This window comes from Micromonospora haikouensis, assembly GCF_000876225.1.
Taxonomy (GTDB): Bacteria; Actinomycetota; Actinomycetes; order Mycobacteriales; family Micromonosporaceae; genus Micromonospora; species Micromonospora haikouensis.
Window position 1 is genome coordinate 1,553,584 of the sequence record NZ_JXSX01000003.1, and the last position, 17,390, is coordinate 1,570,973.

15 protein-coding genes are annotated in these 17,390 nt (G+C 73.8%); 12 read left to right on the plus strand and 3 right to left on the minus strand.

Annotated elements, in window-relative coordinates; translation table 11 throughout:
* The first annotated feature begins 140 nt into the window (after window positions 1-140).
* The 11 genes from TK50_RS27970 (at window position 141) to TK50_RS28020 (ending at window position 14,293) form a co-directional block, all read left to right on the plus strand.
* Window positions 141-1,868, plus strand: a complete 1,728-nt coding sequence (locus TK50_RS27970) for a gamma-glutamyltransferase family protein (RefSeq protein ID WP_043968440.1) — start codon at window positions 141-143, stop codon at window positions 1,866-1,868.
* A gap of 33 nt (window positions 1,869-1,901) precedes the next feature.
* Window positions 1,902-3,257: an amidohydrolase gene (locus TK50_RS27975; protein ID WP_043968442.1), complete on the plus strand. Its 1,356-nt coding sequence runs from the start codon at window positions 1,902-1,904 to the stop codon at window positions 3,255-3,257.
* A 226-nt stretch (window positions 3,258-3,483) separates the two neighbouring features.
* A complete protein-coding gene (locus TK50_RS27980) occupies window positions 3,484-4,359 on the plus strand; it encodes an ABC transporter permease (RefSeq protein ID WP_144082784.1) in 876 nt (291 codons plus the stop codon).
* Between the two features lies 1 nt (window position 4,360).
* Window positions 4,361-5,209 carry an ABC transporter permease gene (locus TK50_RS27985; RefSeq protein WP_052503969.1) on the plus strand — a complete coding sequence of 283 codons (849 nt, stop codon included), beginning with the start codon at window positions 4,361-4,363 and terminating at the stop codon, window positions 5,207-5,209.
* Window positions 5,206-6,267 carry an ABC transporter ATP-binding protein gene (locus tag TK50_RS27990; protein ID WP_043968446.1) on the plus strand — a complete coding sequence of 354 codons (1,062 nt, stop codon included), beginning with the start codon at window positions 5,206-5,208 and terminating at the stop codon, window positions 6,265-6,267. The genes TK50_RS27985 and TK50_RS27990 overlap by 4 nt, the downstream gene beginning before the upstream one ends.
* 28 nt (window positions 6,268-6,295) lie before the next feature.
* Window positions 6,296-7,354: a phosphotriesterase family protein gene (locus tag TK50_RS27995; RefSeq protein ID WP_043968449.1), complete on the plus strand. Its 1,059-nt coding sequence runs from the start codon at window positions 6,296-6,298 to the stop codon at window positions 7,352-7,354.
* Window positions 7,344-8,792, plus strand: a complete 1,449-nt coding sequence (locus TK50_RS28000) for an aldehyde dehydrogenase family protein (RefSeq protein WP_043968451.1) — start codon at window positions 7,344-7,346, stop codon at window positions 8,790-8,792. Before TK50_RS27995 ends, TK50_RS28000 begins: the two co-directional genes overlap by 11 nt.
* 136 nt (window positions 8,793-8,928) lie before the next feature.
* Entirely contained in the window at window positions 8,929-10,167 is a 1,239-nt protein-coding gene (locus TK50_RS28005; RefSeq protein WP_158499203.1) for an aminotransferase class V-fold PLP-dependent enzyme, read from the plus strand.
* Window positions 10,164-11,276, plus strand: a complete 1,113-nt coding sequence (locus tag TK50_RS28010; protein WP_043968453.1) for an FAD-dependent oxidoreductase — start codon at window positions 10,164-10,166, stop codon at window positions 11,274-11,276. The genes TK50_RS28005 and TK50_RS28010 overlap by 4 nt, the downstream gene beginning before the upstream one ends.
* A gap of 79 nt (window positions 11,277-11,355) precedes the next feature.
* Window positions 11,356-13,272 carry a primary-amine oxidase gene (locus TK50_RS28015; protein ID WP_043968455.1) on the plus strand — a complete coding sequence of 639 codons (1,917 nt, stop codon included), beginning with the start codon at window positions 11,356-11,358 and terminating at the stop codon, window positions 13,270-13,272.
* A gap of 10 nt (window positions 13,273-13,282) precedes the next feature.
* Window positions 13,283-14,293 carry a phosphotriesterase family protein gene (locus TK50_RS28020; RefSeq protein WP_043968458.1) on the plus strand — a complete coding sequence of 337 codons (1,011 nt, stop codon included), beginning with the start codon at window positions 13,283-13,285 and terminating at the stop codon, window positions 14,291-14,293.
* A 49-nt stretch (window positions 14,294-14,342) separates the two neighbouring features.
* Here TK50_RS28020 and TK50_RS28025 read toward each other — a convergent pair whose 3' ends face one another.
* The 3 genes from TK50_RS28025 to TK50_RS28035 all read right to left on the minus strand — a co-directional run bounded on the left by TK50_RS28025 (window position 14,343) and on the right by TK50_RS28035 (window position 16,157).
* On the minus strand, window positions 14,343-15,011 hold the full coding sequence (locus tag TK50_RS28025; protein WP_043968459.1) for a cysteine hydrolase family protein: 669 nt from the start codon (window positions 15,009-15,011) through the stop codon (window positions 14,343-14,345).
* Window positions 15,008-15,364: a cupin domain-containing protein gene (locus TK50_RS28030; protein ID WP_043968460.1), complete on the minus strand. Its 357-nt coding sequence runs from the start codon at window positions 15,362-15,364 to the stop codon at window positions 15,008-15,010. The genes TK50_RS28025 and TK50_RS28030 overlap by 4 nt, the downstream gene beginning before the upstream one ends.
* Before the next feature lie 73 nt (window positions 15,365-15,437).
* Window positions 15,438-16,157 (minus strand): GntR family transcriptional regulator, encoded by a 720-nt coding sequence (locus tag TK50_RS28035; RefSeq protein ID WP_198956737.1) that lies wholly within the window; start codon window positions 16,155-16,157, stop codon window positions 15,438-15,440.
* 216 nt (window positions 16,158-16,373) lie between these two features.
* Here TK50_RS28035 and TK50_RS28040 point away from each other — a divergent pair, with 216 nt between their 5' ends.
* A complete protein-coding gene (locus TK50_RS28040; protein ID WP_043968463.1) occupies window positions 16,374-17,321 on the plus strand; it encodes a PDR/VanB family oxidoreductase in 948 nt (315 codons plus the stop codon).
* Window positions 17,322-17,390 lie beyond the last annotated feature (69 nt).

A 17,390-nucleotide genomic window follows, 5' to 3' on the forward strand; every position in this document is an offset into this window, starting at 1 on the left:
GGATCCAATGTCATGTAGCATGGATACATCACTCGGGCGCGGAAGGCCACCCCGGCCTCCGGCGCCGGGCCCGCCCCCGCCGGGTCCCGCCGACCCGCCCTGTCCAGACGGCACAGGCGCCGCTGACGAAGAGGAGCCCGATGGGCCACGAGAGCGCTCCGGCTTGGCACGTACCCCACCCGACCGTCCTGGGCACCCGGCATGCCGTCTCGTCCGGGCACTACCTCGCCAGCTCCGCCGCCCTGGCGATCCTCGACGCCGGCGGCAACGCCGTCGATGCCGGCTGCTGCGCCGGCATGGCGCTGGCCGTCCTGCACGCCGACGAGGTCAACTTCGCGGGCGTGGCCCCCATCATGATCCGGATGGCCGACGGGACGACCGTCAGCATCGACGGCCTCGGCGTGTGGCCCGCGGGGATCCCGGCCGACCTCTTCCTGCGCGAGCACGCCGGCACGATCCCGCGAGGCCTGCTGCGCACCGTCGTGCCGGCGGCCCCCGACGCCTGGATCACGGCGCTGCGCGACTACGGCACGATGAGCTTCGGCCAGGTCGCCGAGGCCGCCATCCGGCTCGCCCGCGACGGGTTCGCGGCCTTCCCGCTGCTGGTTGAGGGGATCACCGCGCGGCAGCGCGGCTACCGCAACTGGCCGGCGAACGCGGCCATCTACCTGCCCGAGGGCCGGCCGCCCCGGGTCGGCGAGCGGTTCGTCCAGACCGATCTCGCCCGCAGCATCCAGCTCATGGCCGACGCGGAGGCGGCCACGACCGGCGGCCGGTTGGCGGGCCTGGAGGCCGCCCGCGCGGTCTTCTACGAGGGCGAGCTGGCCGAGCGGATGGTCGCCTACCACCGGGAGAACGGCGGCTACCTCACCGCGCGGGACCTCGCCGACTTCCGCTGCCGCCGCGAGCCCGTCCTGACCACCCGCTGGCGCGACTTCGCCGTGCTGACCTGCGGCGCCTGGTGCCAGGGACCCACGCTGGCCCAGACGTTGCAGATCCTCGAGGCGTACGGCCTGCAGGGGCTGGAGCACAACTCGCCCGGGTACGTGCACCTGGTCGTCGAGGCGCTCAAGGGCGTCTTCAGCGACCGCGAGCACCTCTACGGCGACCCGGCGTTCGTCGACGTCGACGTCGAGCGGCTGCTGTCGACCGCGCACGCGGCGGCCCGCGCGGCCGGCATCGACGCCGACCGGGCCCACCCGGGCCTGCCCGACCTGATCTTCGGCGCGCCGCAGCCGCTGCCCGAGCCCAAGGACTACGACGAGCTGCCGGTCGTCGGCGAGGGGGCGACCTCGTACGTCTGCGTGGTCGACGCCTGGGGCAACGCGTTCTCGGCGACGCCGTCGGACGGTGCCTCCACCTCGCCGGTGATCCCCGGCACCGGGTTCGTGCCGTCGCTGCGCGGCATGCAGTCGCGGCCCGACCCGGCGCACCCGTCGGGCGTCGCCCCGGGCAAGCGGCCCCGGCTCACCCCGAACCCGGCGATCGTGGTGCGCGACGACGGTTCGGTCATGCCGTTCGGCTGCCCCGGCGGCGACATGCAGGTGCAGGCGATGGTGCAGGTCTTCCTCAACGCCTTCCACTTCGGGATGCCGTTGCAGGAGGCCGTGAACGCGCCGCGCTTCTCCACCTGGAGCTTCCCCAACTCGTTCGCCCCCTTCGACTACCTGCCGTCCCGGCTGTTCCTGGAGGACCGGTTCCCCGCCGGGACCCTCGAGGCGCTGCGCGCCAGGGGGCACGACGTGCGGTCCTGGCCTCCGTTCACCCGGGACGCCGCGGCCGTGGAGGCGATCTACCGCAACGCCCGCACCGGCTTCCTGGAGGCGGCGGCCGACCCGCGCCAGCCGGCGGCGGCGTACGTGTCCTGACCGCCCTTCGAGCAGCTCCGTGAGGAGATCGTGGTGAACGTTGAACCCCCGTACGTGGTCGCCGGGCGGATCCACACGATGGACCCGGCGCGCCCGCTGGCCGAGGCGATGGCGGTGGACGGCGACCGGATCGCCGCCGTGGGCACCCTGGCCGAGGTGCTCGCCGCCTGCCCCGCCGGGGTCGGCGTCGAGGAGCTGGACGGCACGACGATCACCCCCGGCCTCATCGACACCCACCTGCACATGCAGCGCGGCGGCCTCAAGATCATCCATGACCTCGGCGACGCCACCCACGATCTCGACCTGGTGATCGCGACCATGCGGGAGAGGGGCTTCGAAGCCGGGTGGGGCCCGCAGCCACCGACCCCCGCCGACCGGGCCGCCGCCCTGCGGCTGGTGCAGCCGCTGATGCACCAGCTCGGCTTCACCGGGATCATCGACCCCGCGGCGACCCCCGAGGAGCTGCGTGGCTACCAGGAGAGCCGGCGGCGGGGCGAGCTGACCATGCGGGTGGTGGCCATGCCGTACCCCGAGGTGGGCGGGTTCGCCGACCCGGACGTCGACGGGGCGATCGACTGGCTCCGGGGCCTGGGCCTGCGCACCGGCGACGGCGACGACCTGCTGCGCGTCGGCGGCATCAAGGTCTACTTCGACGGCGAGGCGATGAAGGGCGAGGCGCTGCGGCGCACGCCGTGGCCGCACAACGGCTCCACCGGGCGGCAGCGCCTGCCCACCGCGCAGTTCCAGCGGCTGGTGGACTTCTGCGCCACCGAGGGCTGGTCGGTCGGGGTGCACGCGGTCGGTGGCGCCGCGATCGCCACGGTGCTCGACTGCTTCGCCGAGGCCGACCGCAAGCACCCCATCGCCGGCCGGCAGTGGCAGATCATCCACGGCTACCTGGAGGTCGAGCCGGAGTCGATGGCCCTCGCCGCCCGCCTCGGCGTCGTCCTGGCCGCCCAGCCGTCGATTCCGCTGCGCAACGCCGCCGGCCTCGTCGCGCAGCTCGGCGCGGGGGCGGAACGGATGAACCCGCTGCGCTCCTGGCTCGACGCGGGGGTCCCGGTGGTGCTCGGCTCCGACGGCCCGTTCTTCCCGTTCGACCCCCGCGAGCTGATCTGGTCGGCGGTCACCCGGCGGGTCCGGGGCCGGGCGGAGCCGCTCGCCCCGCAGGAGGCGATCACCGTGGCGGAGGCGCTGGCCGCGTACACCGCGACGGCCGCCGTGGCGGCCTTCGACGGCGACCGGCGGGGCCGCCTCGCGCCCGGCCGGCTGGCCGACTGGGTCGCCTTCGACCGGGACCCGTTGGGCGTGCCGCCCGACGAGCTGCCGACCCTGCGGGTGCTGCGCACGGTGGTCGGCGGCCGGACGGTCCACCGGGCGCCGGCATGAGCGCCGGGCCGGCACCCGCCGGGGCCCGCCACCTCCCGTCGACGGGACGGGTCGCGGTTGTTTACACATCGGCAACGCACGTGGGACGCTACGGGATCCATAAAGCAATACCGTGGATCCAATGCAGTTCGTTTCGGTGGAAGGGAAACCGGATGACTCATCGGCCGCAACCCCAGCTCGCAGCGTACGTCGGGGCAGCGCAGGCGGCGAAGCGGAGCGCGCCAAGATGACCATGGAACAGGCTCTCGCCGCGCCGGCCACCACCCGACGGCGCAGGCCCATGGCGGACGGCGCCGCCGCCGAGCGGCGCTGGCTGCTGTGGCCGCCGCTGGTGTTCTTCCTCCTCACCGTCGCCGGGCCCGTCGTCGCGCTGGTCCAGCAGGCGCTCTCCGGCGAGGGCAACGCCTTCGCCGAGTCCCTGCGGATGGAGGTCTTCGTCGACTCCGTGTGGCGCACCCTGCTGCTCGCGGCGGTGGTGACCGTGGCGACGGTCGTCGTCGGCACCTGCTACGCGTTCGCCATCGCCGTCGGGCCGGTGTGGGTCAAGGCGCTGCTCATGGGCGGCCTGCTGATCTCCCTCTGGACGTCGGTCATGGTGCGCACGATCGGCTGGATGCTCCTCGAACTCCCGACCGGCGCGCTCTTCTGGGTGCTGGAGCTGCTGCACCTGCGCAGCGAGCCGATCGACTTCTACCAGAGCACCGCGGCGATGTACCCGGCGATGATCGCCGTGATGCTGCCGTTCGCCGTGCTGCCGGTGCTGGCGTCCGTCATCGGCTTCGACCGCGAGCAGCTCAAGGCCGCCACCGTCTTCGGCGCGGGGCCGCTGCTCACCCTCGGCGCGGTCGTGCTGCCGGCGATCCGTCAGGCCATGATCAGCGGCGGCGTCCTGGTGTTCGTGATGAGCCTGGGCTTCTACGTGACCCCGCTGCTGCTCGGCGGGCCCGCCAACATGACCATGTCCGGCATCATCAACGCCCAGCTCAACACCGCCAACCGCGCCGACGTCGGCGCGGCGATGAGCCTGCTGCTCGTCGGCGGCACGGTGGCCATCTACCTGGTCGCCGACCGGCTGTTCAAGGTCAGCGAGAGGTGGGGCTGACATGACCGACTCCCCGCTGCGCCGCAGCCTCGGCTGGTACCGGCTGCCCATCCTGGTCGTCGCGCTCGTGACCAGCCTGCTGTTCTACGTGCCGTTCCTGGTCGTCGTGGCGACCAGCTGGACGGAGACCTCGTTCATCATCTTCCCGCCGGACGGCTTCTCCCTGCAGTCCTACTCCGGGGTGCTCAACGATCTGGAGTGGATGGACGCGTTCAAGGTGTCGCTGCGGGTGGCCGGGCTGGGCACCGTCATCTCGGTGGCGCTGGGCACCCTCGGCGCGCTGGCGCTGACCCGGCTGCGCTCGCGGGCGGCGCGCAGCTGGGTGCGCACGCTCTTCATCGTGCCGATGGCCATCCCGCCCGTCGCGTACGCCGTCGGCCTCTACTCGGTCAGCCTCCGGGCCGAGGCCCTGCAGGACAACCTCGCCCTGCTGGTCCTCGGCGAGGCGCTGCTCGCCGTGCCGTACGTCTTCGTGATGGTCTCCTCCGGCCTGAGCCAGGCCGACCCCGCGCTGCGGCCGGTGGCCAGCACGCTCGGCGCCTCGTGGCCGATGGTCATCTGGCGGGTCGACCTGCCGATGATCGTGGGCCACATGCTCGCCGGCGCGGTGTTCGCCTTCGCCGTGATCTTCGATGAGGTGGTCCTCTCGGTCTTCCTCACCCCGATCGGCGTCAAGACCCTCCCGTTGCAGATGCTTACCGCGTCGCAGGAGGAGCTGTCGCCGCAGCTCACCGCCGCCTCGACGCTGGTCTCGATGCTCGCCGTCGCGCTGCTCGGCGGCTACAGCCTGTTCTCCAACCGCCGGGCGGCCCGCGCCCGGCGTCTCTCCCGAAAGGCCGCGACCGCATGAGCATCGCGCTGTCGATCAAGGATGTCCACGTCACCCTCGGCCAGTTCGAGGTCCTGCGGGGGGTGAGCCTCGACGCCGAGCCGGGCACGTTCGTGACGCTGCTCGGTGCCAGCGGCAGCGGCAAGACCACGCTGCTCAACGTCATCGCCGGGCTGCAGCAGCTCGACTCCGGGCACGTGCTGTTCGACGGGGAGAACGTCGAGCGCCGGCCGCCGCGCAAGCGCCGGGTCGGGGTCGTCTTCCAGTCGTACGCCCTGTTCCCGCACATGAGCGTGGGGGAGAACGTCGCCTTCCCGCTGCGGGCGGCCCGCCGGCCGGCCGCCGAGCGGCGGCGCGTGGTCCAGGAGATGCTGGACCTGGTCGACCTCGGCGGCATGGTGGACCGGGCCCCGGCGTCGCTCTCCGGCGGCCAACGGCAGCGGGTGGCGCTGGCCCGCGCGCTCGCCTCGGACCCGAGCATCCTGCTGCTCGACGAGCCGATGGCCGCCCTCGACAAGCAGCTGCGCGAGCGGATGCAGGTCGAGATCAAGCGGATCCAGCAGCAGGTCGGCATCACCACCGTCGCGGTCACCCACGACCAGGCCGAGGCGATGACGATGTCGGACCTGGTGGCGATCATGCACGAGGGGCAGCTCGTGCAGGTCGACTCGCCGGAGAACCTCTACCGCCGGCCGGTCGACGAGTACGTCGCGAGCTTCCTCGGCGAGGCCAACCTCTTCCCGGCCGACCGGCAGGGGCCGCTGCCGGTCGACTCGGGCGCACCGGCGACCGGCACGGCGGTGGTCCGCCCGGAGGACCTGGTCGTGCTCGACGCCGGCCAGCTCGGCGACCGCTGGCACGTGCGCGGCGTGGTCCGCCTGCTCAGCTTCCAGGGCAGCCGCTTCCGGCTGGAGGTGACCACCCCGGCCGGGCGCAGCGTGGTCTGCTCGCTGCCGCCGCACACCGACGCCGGCGCGCTGCTGCCCGGCAGCGAGGTCACGCTCGGGTGCGCGGACTCCGACCGGGTCCACGTGATCCACCCGGCCGCCGTGGGTGAGCAGCTCAAGCTGGTCGCGTGATGGCGGCGGGCAGGCCGGGGCGGCGGCGATGATCGAGACGGTCCTCGGGCCCGTCGCGGCGGCCGGCGTCGGCCGGGTCAACATGCACCAGCATCTGCTCAGTGACGCCAGCGCGCTGAGCCGCCCCGGCGCGGAGCCGGCCCCCGCCGACCAGCGGGTGACGACGGCCAACCTGGGCTTCCTCCGGTGGAACGCCCTGGCCCTGGCCGACAACCTGCGGCTGGACGACCCGCGGCTCGCCGCCGCGGAGCTGCGGCACGCCGCCGGCGGCGTCGACCTCGTCGTCGAGGACACCAGCATCGGGCTGGGGCCGGACCACCCGGCCCTGCCGGCGATCTCGCGGGCCGCGGGCGTGCACGTCGCCGTGGCGTACGGCCTGTACGTGACGCCGACCCTGCCAGGCTGGGCGCGGGACCTCGACGAGGACGGGGTGCACCGCCTCCTGCACGGCGCGCTGACCGACCGGGTCCCGGGCACCGACTACCGCGCCGCCCTGCTCGGGATCATGGGCACCACCGCGGCGTTCCCCGCCGTCGAGCGGGCCCGGCTGCGGGCGGCGGCCGTCGCCGCCGCCGGTGCCGGGGCGAGCGTCGGCGTCCGGCTCGACGGCGACAGCCGCACCGGCGTCGAGGTGGTGGCCGAGCTGACCGGTGCCGGGCTGCCGGCCGACCGGATCCTGCTCACCAACGCCGACGAGTACCTCGACGCCGCCTACTGGCACGACCTGCTCGACACCGGTGCGACCCTGGAGATGTGCTTCGGCACCGAGTGCCAGCACGTCGGGCGGATGCGTAACCCGTCCGACGGGCAGCGGCTGGACTTCTTCGAGGCGTTCCTCGCCGCGCGCCCCGACGGCCGGTGGGTGCTCGGCGGCTCGGTGTGGACCAAGGCCCAGCTGCGCCGCTACGGCGGCGAGGGCTACGACCACCTCACCACCCGGGTCCTGCCGGAGCTGGTCCGCCGGGGCGTCGCCCCGGACCGGCTGGCGGCCATGGTGACCCACGAGCCGCGCCGGCTGCTGGACCGGCCGTCCCCGACCGTCGACCCGACCACCACCCCGGCCGAGGAGGCCCACCATGCGCGCTGAGCTGCCCGCCCTCGCTCCCACCCAGGCGCTGTTCGTCGACGGGGCGTGGCACCCCGGCGGCGAGCTGTTCGACGTCGTCGACCCGGCCACCGAGGAGGTGCTCACCCGGGCCGTCCAGGCCACCCCGGCTGACGTCGACGCGGCCGTGGGCGCGGCCCGGCGGAGCCTGGCCGACCGGCGCTGGGTGGGCCTGCCGCCGCTGGAGCGGACCCGGATCCTGCACCGGGTCGCCGACCTGATCGAGGCGGAGCTGGAGGAGCTCGCGATCCTGGAGACCCGCGACAACGGCAAGCCGATCGAGCGGTCCCGGGCCGACGTGGCCACCGCCGCGCGCACCTTCCGGCACTTCGCCGGCGCGCCGAGCCGGCTGCTGGGCAGCACCGTCCCGATCGACCCCGGCGCGCACCACGTCTACACCACGCTGGAGCCGGTGGGGGTGGCCGCGCTGATCCTGCCGTGGAACTTCCCGATCATGACCGGCGCTTTCAAGATCGCCCCGGCGCTGGCCGCCGGCTGTTCGGTGGTCGTCAAGCCGGCCGAGCAGACGCCGCTGACGATGCTGCGCCTCGCCGACCTGATCACCGCCGCCGGGGTCCCCGCCGGGGTGCTCAACGTGCTGACCGGCGACGGCCGCGTCGGCGCGGCCCTGGTCGACCACCCCGGCGTCGCCAAGGTCTCCTTCACCGGGAGCACGGAGGTCGGCCGGCTGGTCGGCGCCGCGGCCACCCGGCGGTTGGCGCGGGTCACCCTCGAACTGGGCGGCAAGAGCGCCAACATCGTCTTCGCCGACGCCGACCTGGACGCCGCCGTCACCACCGCGCTCCGCGCCTCGTTCGGGCACTCCGGGCAGATGTGCACGGCGGGCAGCCGGCTGCTGGTGCACCGCGCGGTCCTCGCCGAGTTCACGGGGCGGCTCGCCGAGGCGGCGGCGCGGGTGCCGGTCGGCGACGGGCTGGCCGGGGGCATCTCGGTGGGTCCTTTGGTCTCGGCGGAGCAGCGCGAGCGGGTCCTCGGCTACGTCGCGCAGGGGCGCGCCGAGGGGGCCGAGCTGCTCGTCGGCGGCGCGGCCCCGGCCGGCCCCGGCTTCTACGTGCCGCCCACCGTCTTCGCGGGGGTCACCAACGACATGGTCATCGCCCGGGAGGAGATCTTCGGGCCGGTGGTCGGCGTGCTGGCCTTCGACGACGAGGTTGAGGCGGTGCGGATCGCCAACGACTCGACGTACGGCCTCGCCGCCGGCGTCTGGACCACCGACCTGAGCCGGGCGCACCGCGTCGCGGCCCAGCTGGAGGTGGGGACGGTGTGGGTCAACAGCTACAACGTGTTCGACCCCGCGCTCTCCTTCGGCGGGCGCAAGGAGTCGGGCGTCGGCCGCGATCTCGGCGACGAGGCGTTGCACGGCTATCTGGAGTCGAAGGCCGTCGTCGTCAGCCTGTAGATCGTATCCATTCTGAGGGAGATAGTATCCATGAGGCTGGCGAGCGTGGGAAATCGTGCCGTACGATGGGATCCACATTCGGTCTTTCTGGATCCCATGTCGGGAGTTGGGGGAGCGGTCGACGGTGGAGCTCTCGGTGAACGCTGACCACGCGGACGTCGACCGGCTCGGCACCCTCGTGCGACCCGTGGACGTCGCCCGGGAACGGGCGCAGACGGTCGGGGTGCGCCACGCGCACCACCTCAACTCCGCGGGTTCCGCCCTGCCGACGGTCGCGGTGGTCGACGAGGTCGTCGCCCACCTGCGGCGCGAGGAGACCGAGGGCGGCTACGAGGCCGCCGCGGCCGTCGCCGGCCGCATCGAGGAGGTGTACGCCTCGGCGGCGCGTCTCGTCGGCGCCCGGGCCGAGGAGATCGCCCTGTCCGACAGCGCGAGCACCGGCCTGCGGGTCATCGTCGACGCGCTCCGCCTGGACGCGACCAGCCGCGTGCTGGTCGCCCGCTCGACCTACGTCAGCCACGCCCTGCACCTGCTCAGCCTGACCCGGGAGACCGGCGCGGAGCTCGTCGTCCTGCCCAGCGGCCCCGACGGCGCGGTCGACCTCGACCGGCTGGAGCGGGCGCTGACCGGCGGCCCGCGCGACGTCGTCTGCGTCGCCCAGGTGCCGACGTCGTCGGGCCTGGTCGAGCCGGCGCGCGACATCGGCGCGCTGACCCGCCGCTCCGGCGCGGTCTACCTGCTCGACGCGACCCAGTCGGTCGGGCAGCTGCGCATCGACGTCGACGAGATCGGCTGCGACGCCCTGGTGACGACCGGACGCAAGTTCCTCCGCGCCCCCCGGGGCACCGGCTTCGCGTACCTCCGCGGTGACTTCCTCGACCGGCTCACGCCCGTCGCGCCCGACGTGCGGGGCGCGGTGTGGACGGGGACGCACCAGTGGACCCTGGCGCCGACGGCCCGCCGCTTCGAGACCTGGGAGTCCTCCGTGGCCGGCCGGCTCGGCCTGGGGGTGGCGCTGACCCAGCTGCTCGACCGGGGCGTCGAGGCGACCGAGGCGTACCTGACCGCGTGCGGGGCCCGGCTGCGTCGGGGGCTCGCCGCCATCGACCGGGTGACCGTGCAGGACCCGCCGGCCAGCCGCTCGGGCATCGTCACGTTCACCGTCGACGGTCTCGGCAGCGACGCGGTCAGCCGGCGGCTGGCCGTGCGCGGCGTGCGCACGGTGTCGGTGCCGGCCAGCCACGGCCAGTGGGACCTCGGCCTGCGCGGCGTGCCCGCCGTGGTCCGGGCCTCGGTGCACGTCTACAACAACGACGCCGACCTCGACGCGCTGCTGGGCGCGGTGGCCGAGATCGCCCGGGGAGCGAACCCGTGAGCGGGCCGCCCGAGGTCGACGTCCTCGTCGTCGGGCTCGGCGTGCACGGCTCGGCCGCCGCCTACGAGCTCGCCCAGCGCGGCGCGGACGTCGTGGCGATCGACCAGTTCGCCGAGGACCACCACCGGGGCTCGTCGCACGGCCGGACCCGGATGATCCGCCGCGCGTACCCCAACCCGGTCTGGAACGACCTCGTCGCGCGGGCCTTCGCCGGCTGGGAGCGCTGGGAGCGGGCCAGCGGCGAGACCCTGGTGCGGCGCACCGGCGGCCTCTACGCCCACTGGGGGACGGCCCAGCTCCAGGGGCCCGGCTGCGAGGTCGTCGAGGACCGGGGCCGGCTGCGGGAGCTGATGCCCTCCTTCGCCGTGCCGGCCGGCTACCGGGCCGTGTACGACCCGTCCGCCGGGGTCGTCGAGGCCGGCACCGCCCTGGCGGTCGCCCGCGCCGGGGCCCGGGCGGCCGGCGCGGAGCTGGCCTTCGGCGAACGCATGCTGAGCTGGCAGGCGACCGGCGACGGGTGCCTGGTCGAGACCACCGCCCGCCGGATCCGGGCCCGCTCGCTGGTGCTCGCCACCGGCGCCTGGGTCGGCCGGGTCGTGCCCGAGCTCGCCGACCTGTTCGAGGTGTGGCGCATCGTCACCGCCACGCTCCGCCCCGACCAGCCGGCCGCCCTGCCGCCCCGGCTCGGCGCCTTCTCCGTGGACCGGCCCGAGGGCCTCGTCTTCGGCATCCCCGACGCCGCCGGCAACGGCTTCAAGGCCGGCGTCGACGCCGGTGAGGTCTGGGATCCGCAGCGGCCGGCCGCGCCGCCGACCGCCGACGAGATCGGCGACCTGTGCCACCTGATGGCGCGCTACGTCCCCGGCGTGGCCGCCGACCCGCGCCGCGACGTGGTCGAGGCCGCGTCCTGCCTCTACACGATGACCCGGGACCGGCGGTTCGTGCTCGGCCGGCTGCCCTGGGCCCCGCCGGTGGTCGTCGCCGCCGCGTGCTCCGGGCACGGGTTCAAGTTCGCCCCGGCGATCGGCGCGGCCGTCGCCGACCTGTGCGGCGGCGACGACCGCCGCGACCTCGACTTCGTCGGCGTACGACGCCGGCTCGACCCGTGACGCCCGCGCCGCCGGCCCCGGCGTCCCCCGCCGGTGGGCCGGTGCCCGCCGCCCGCATCCCGCACCCCGTGGAGGACTCATGACGACCGCAGCGCACTGGAACGACCCCCTCACCGCAGCCGAGATCGCCGAGGTCGTCGCGCTGGTCGGCGACGATCCGCGGATCGGCAAGCGCCCGCGCTACTGGGGGATCGCCGTCGAGGAGGGACTGGCCCGCGCCCTCGCCCCGGGGCAGGGCCGGCCGGTGCGGCTGGTGGTGATGAACCCCGACGCCCACGCCGCCTGGGAGGTCGGCGCGTGGACCTCCGGCACCGACCGGCCGGCGTCGATCGCCTCCTGGACGCCGGTCGACGCCGAGCGGCCCGGCGTCTCCAGCGAGGAGGCCCGGATGGTCGCCCAGGCGTGCCGCGAGGACGCCGCGTTCCAGGCGGCGCTGGCCCGGCGCGGCATCACCGACGTCTCGCTGGTCTGGGTCGACCCCGAGTCGATCACCGGCTTCGAGCCCGAGGACCTGGTCGGCCGGCGGCTGTCCTGGGGCACCGTCTGGCACCGGGTGAGCGAGGACGACAACGGCTACGCCCGGCCCGTCGCCGGGCTCGTGCCGATCATCGACCTGGAGACCCTCGAGGTGGTCCGGATCGAGGACCACGGGGTGCTCCCGATGGCCTCCGAGACGGGCAACTACCGCTCCGGCACCTGGGGGCCGGACCGGCACGTCGCGCCGCTGGAGATCGTCCAGCCCGAGGGGCCGGGCTTCACCATCGACGGGCAGCTCGTCACCTGGCAGAACTGGTCGTTCCGGGTCGGCTTCACCCACCGCGAGGGCCTGGTGCTGCACGACGTCGTCTACCACGACGGCGACGAGGCGCGACCGGTGGTGCGCCGGGCGGCCGTCAGCGAGATGTACGTGCCCTATCTCGACAGCGACCCGACCGCGTACCGCAAGAACTTCTTCGACTGGGGCGAGTACGGCGCCGGCCCGCTCACCGCGTCGCTGGAGCTGGGCTGCGACTGCCTGGGGGAGATCCGCTACTTCGACACCGCCGTGCTCAACGGCCACGGCGAGGCGCGCACCATCAAGAACGCGGTCTGCCTGCACGAGGAGGACTTCTCCATCCTGTGGAAGCACGTCAACACCCGCACCGGTGAGGCGGACGTGCGGCGCAGCCGCCGCCTGGTGATCTCCTTCTTCGCCACCGTGGCCAACTACGACTACGGCTTCTACTGGTCGTTCTACCAGGACGGCATGATCGACCTGGAGATCAAGCTGACCGGCGTCATGTCGGTCTCCGGCATCGACGACGGGCAGACGCCCCGCTACGGCCGGCTGGTCGCCCCCAACGTGCAGGCTCCCAACCACCAGCACTACTTCGGCCTGCGGCTGGACATGGGGGTCGACGGCCCGCTCAACCGGCTCTACGAGATCCACGCCGAGGTGGAGCCGGACGAGGCGCTCAACCCGTACGGCAACGCCTGCCGGATGGTGCGCACGCCGATCACCACGGAGGCCGAGGCGGCCCGCAACACCAACCCGGCGCAGGCGGTGCACTGGCTGGTCGAGAGCACCTCGCGGACGAACCGCTACGGCGACCAGACCGGCTACCGGCTCACCCTGCCCAACACCGCCCGGCTCTACGCCCGGCCCGGCAGCATCGTGGAACGGAAGGCGCCGTTCGTCGCCAAGCAGCTCTGGGCCACGCCGTACGAGCCGACGGAGCGGTTCATCGCCGGCGAGTACCCGAACCAGGCGCCGCTCGGCGCGGAGGGCATCACCGCCTGGCAGCAGGCGAACCGGTCGCTCGACGGCGTCGAACTCGTGCTGTGGCCGGTCGTCGGCGTGCACCACGACCCCCGCCCCGAGGAGTGGCCGATCATGGCGGTGCACCGCATCGGCATGCGGCTGGAGCCGGACGGCTTCTTCGACCGGAACCCGTCGCTGGACCTGCCGGCCCCACGCCGCCACGGTGCCGGCGCCGACGACGCCTGCTGTCACTAGGGGGCGCGGCATGGACCAGGTGTGGTCGGTCACCGGGCCCACCGGCCCGGAGGACCTCGGGCTGACCCTGCCCCACGAGCACGTCTTCGCCAACCTGACCCGCACCGAGTCGCGGGACGGGTTCATGACGGTGTGGGAGGAGCGGGAGCGCGACATCCGCCGGTTCGTCGAACGCGGCGGGAAGACCCTGTGGGACGTCACGAACGGTGAGCTGAGCGCGTACGCGGCGCCCGTCTACTACGACCGGGACCCGGCCCACCAGGTGCAGAACCCGGTCACCGGGTCGCGCTCGGTGGCCAACGTGCTGGCGACCAGGGAACTGGCCGAGCGCACCGGCGTCACCGTGGTGCTGGGCACGGGGCACTACTTCGAGGCGTACCTCGACCAGGGCTGGTGGGAGCGCACCAGCACCAACCAGATCGCCGACCACCTGGTCGCGGACCTGCTCGACGAGATCCCCGGCACCGGCGTGCGCGCCGGCCTGATCGGGGAGATCGCCTCCGACCAGCCGAGGATCACCGCCAACGAGGAGCGCTCGTTCCGGGCCGCCGGCCGGGCGGCGGTCGAGACCGGCGCGCTGGTGAGCACCCACGCGCCCACCTACCCCACCGGCGAGGCGCAGATCGACATCCTCACGGCCGAGGGCGTCGACCCGGAACGGATCGTGATCGGGCACACCGACACGGTCAAGGACGTGCGCTACTCGCTGGACCTGCTCCACCGGGGCGTCTACGTCCAGTACGACTGCATGATGGCCTGCAAGAGCGGCGGGCAGGTGGTCGTGCCGGAGCTGCGGCGGCGGGTGGACTACCTCCGGCACCTCGTCGACCGGGGCTTCGCCGCGAAGATCCTGCTGTCGCAGGACGTCAGCCAGCGGTCCCACCAGGCCGAGCTGGGCGGGCCGGGGATGTGCTTCCTGTTCGAGGAGTTCACCGAGTACGCGGTGGCGGCGGGCATCGAGCCCGAGGTGCTCACGATGATGACGGTGGACAATCCCCGGCGGGCGATGTTCGGCCGGTGAGGCCGGTGGCCGGGGCGCTCCTGCGGGGGCGCCCCGGCCACGTGCGTGCTCAGCCGGCGGCCGGCCCGCCTGCGACGTCGGCGGTCGGCCGCGTACCGTCGGCGGTCGGCTTGCCCGCGGCCAGCCAGGCGAAGACCTGGTCGCTGGTGACGAGGGCGTCGCGCTGGAGGTACCGCACGGCGCGCAGTGCGGCGTCGTGCGCCTCGCGGGAGGAGCCGCCGACGCAGTCGGTCAGCACCCGGACCCGGTAGTCGTGCTGGTGGGCGTCGACGGCCGTGTAGTGGATGCACACGTCGGTGAGCCCGCCGATCAGCAGCACCGTCCCGGCCCGGTACGCCTTGAGCACGATCTCCAGCTCGGTGCCGAAGAACGCCGAGTAGCGCCGCTTGCGGATGAGGAACTCCTCGGGGCGTGGCCGTACCCAGGGGGCGAGTTCCGTCTCGGGCCACCCCTCGACGCAGTGCGGGCCCTCGTCGCCGTCCAGTTCGCGGCCGATGTCGACCAGGCTCGGCTTGTGGACCTCCTGGATGAAGACGACCGGTACGTCGTGCTCGCGGCAGGCGTCGATGAGGCGTTCCACCCGGTCGGCGCGCTCCCGGCGGCCGCCCATGTGGGCGATCTCGGAGCGGGACTCCTCGTCGGGCACCGGGCCGCCCTGGATGTCGACCACGATGAGTACGGCGTTGCCCACGATCGCGGGCGGCGGCGGGTTCGTCATGGCTTGAACACCACGTAGACCTTGCGCAGCGTCTCGTGGACGGTCCACGTCCCGCACCAGCCGATCGGGAAGTACGCCGTGCTGCCGGCGGTCACCTCGGCCGGCTCCTCGCCGTCGCGCTGGACGGTCATCCGACCGGAGACGACGTGGATGATCTCGCCCCGGGTGAGGAACTCCCAGCGCGACGTGCCCGGGTCGCTCTCCCAGACGCCGGAGATCACGGTGCGCGCCTCGTTGGTGAAGTCCACCCGGCTGCGGACGAGGATCTCGCCGCTGAGCGGCTGCGCGCTCGGTGGCCCGAGGGGCTTCTCCTCGAGCCCCGTGGCCGTGCGGGGGACGGTGGTGAGCGTCATGTGACCTCCTGAGTGCGGGGAACAGGCCCAGGCTAACTCAGTGGATGCCATGACGGCTAGATTGTATCCAATCCTACCCGCGGAAGACGGTGGAGGAGCGCAGCTCGTACCAGCGGGCCAGCTGCTCGCCGGCCTTGATGACGTGCTCGCGCATCTGGTCGGCGGCCCGCTGGGCGTCGCCGTCGGCCAGCGCCTCCAGGATCCGCTCGTGCTCCTGGAAGTTCTCGTCGCGGTGCCGGCTGTCGTTGACGATCAACTGCGCCGACACGTTGCGCGGGAAGGTCTCGTTGATGTCGTTGATCGCCTTGCTCAGCCGGGCGTTGCCGGAGATGCTCGCGATCAGCGTGTGGAAGACGTCGTTGCTGCGCCGGTGGTCGTGCTGGGCGGGCACGCCGTCGCCGCGCCCGGCGACGGAGAGGTCGTACATCTCCTGGTTGGCCGCCCGGAGCTGGTCGATCTGGTCGCGGGTGATCCGGCGCACCGCGCGCGCGGCGGCCAGCGCCTCCAGCTCCGCGCGCACCTCGTAGGCCTCGCGGACGTCCCACGGCGCGGGGACGCTGACCACGGCGCCCTTGTTGGGCAGCACCTCGATCAGGCCGCTGGTCTGCAGCTGGCGCAGCGCCTCGCGGACCGGGGTGCGGGAGACGCCGAAGTTGCTGGCCAGCTCGGCCTGGCGCAGCTGGGCGCCGATCGGGATCTCGCCGGTCATGATCCGGTTGCGGATCTGCTCGGCGAGGTCGTCGACGAGGGCGGCGCCGGTCTTGCGGGTTGCCGCCAGTTCCTCGGTGGTCAACCGGCCACTCTCCCTCTGCGTCGATCGATCCGGGCCCCCCGGCCGCTCACCTGCGGCGGAGCATCGGAACGCCGCGTTGGCGACCAAACCTGCCCGTTGGGTCACACCACGATAGCAGGGTGGAGGATGCGTGGACCCACGTGACCCCGACATGGGTGTGTTTGCTTCCGTAACGGATCCGAAGAAAGTAACATTGGATCCAATGAGAGGGGGCCCGTGTCTACAGAACTACCCTTCGTCGTCCGCGCGCTCCGGTTGGAGGCGGCCGGTGTGCTGTCGGTCGAGCTGGTCCCGGCCGACGCCGCCGCGCCGCTGCCGGACTGGACCCCCGGGGCGCACGTCGACCTGGTGGTCGGCGACGGTTCCACCCGGCAGTACTCCCTGTGCGGCGAGCCCGGCGCCCCGTGGTGGCGGATCGCGGTCCTGCGCGAGCCCGCCGGCCGCGGCGGCTCGGCCTGGGTCCACGACCACCTGCGCCCCGGCGACCGGGTCCGGCTGCGCGGCCCGCGCAACCACTTCGCGCTGGAACCCGCCGGCAGCTACCTGTTCGTGGCCGGCGGCATCGGCATCACCCCGCTCCTGCCGCTGCTGGCCGAGGCGCGGCGGCGGGGGGCCGCCTCCCGGCTGCACTACTTCGGCCGGAGCCGGCGCGGCATGGCGTTCCTCGACGAGCTCGCCCCCTACGGCGACCGGATCCGGGTGCACGCCGCCGACGACGGGCCCCGGCCCGAGCTGCGCGACCTGCTCGACGGGCTGCCGCCCGACGCGCTGGTCTACGCCTGCGGCCCGAGCCGGCTGCTGGCCGGGCTGCGCGCCGCCACGGAGGCGGCCGGCCGCCCCGACCGGCTGCGCACCGAGCTGTTCTCCGCGCCCGTGCCGGCGCAGCCGCAGCCGGCCGGGGCCTTCACCGTCCGGCTCGACCGCAGCGGCGTCGAGGTGACGGTGCCCGCCGACCGGTCCGCGCTGGACGTCCTGCTGGAGGCCGGCGTCGAGATCGTCAACGACTGCCACGAGGGGATCTGCGGCAGCTGCGAGACCCGGGTCCTCGCGGGGGCCGTCGACCACCGGGACCACGTCCTCACGGCCCAGGAACGGGCGGCGGGGGACTGCCTGATGGTCTGCGTCTCCCGCGCCGCCGGCGACCGGCTGGTCCTGGACCTGTGAGCCGCCCCGAGGTGCCGCCCCTGCCGACCGCCGCCGGCGGGCGTCCGGCACCCGCTCCCCGCTCCACCC

Bases quoted from the DNA above. Each gene is read 5' to 3' on its own strand.
- TK50_RS27980 (WP_144082784.1), top strand. From the start codon at position 3,484: ATGACCATGGAACAGGCTCTCGCCGCGCCGGCCACCACCCGACGGCGC.
- TK50_RS27995 (WP_043968449.1), top strand. From the start codon at position 6,296: ATGATCGAGACGGTCCTCGGGCCCGTCGCGGCGGCCGGCGTCGGCCGG.
- TK50_RS27985 (WP_052503969.1), top strand. From the start codon at position 4,361: ATGACCGACTCCCCGCTGCGCCGCAGCCTCGGCTGGTACCGGCTGCCC.
- TK50_RS28000 (WP_043968451.1), top strand. From the start codon at position 7,344: ATGCGCGCTGAGCTGCCCGCCCTCGCTCCCACCCAGGCGCTGTTCGTC.
- TK50_RS28030 (WP_043968460.1), bottom strand. From the start codon at position 15,364: ATGACGCTCACCACCGTCCCCCGCACGGCCACGGGGCTCGAGGAGAAG.
- TK50_RS28015 (WP_043968455.1), top strand. From the start codon at position 11,356: ATGACGACCGCAGCGCACTGGAACGACCCCCTCACCGCAGCCGAGATC.
- TK50_RS27970 (WP_043968440.1), top strand. From the start codon at position 141: ATGGGCCACGAGAGCGCTCCGGCTTGGCACGTACCCCACCCGACCGTC.
- TK50_RS28020 (WP_043968458.1), top strand. From the start codon at position 13,283: ATGGACCAGGTGTGGTCGGTCACCGGGCCCACCGGCCCGGAGGACCTC.
- TK50_RS27990 (WP_043968446.1), top strand. From the start codon at position 5,206: ATGAGCATCGCGCTGTCGATCAAGGATGTCCACGTCACCCTCGGCCAG.
- TK50_RS28025 (WP_043968459.1), bottom strand. From the start codon at position 15,011: ATGACGAACCCGCCGCCGCCCGCGATCGTGGGCAACGCCGTACTCATC.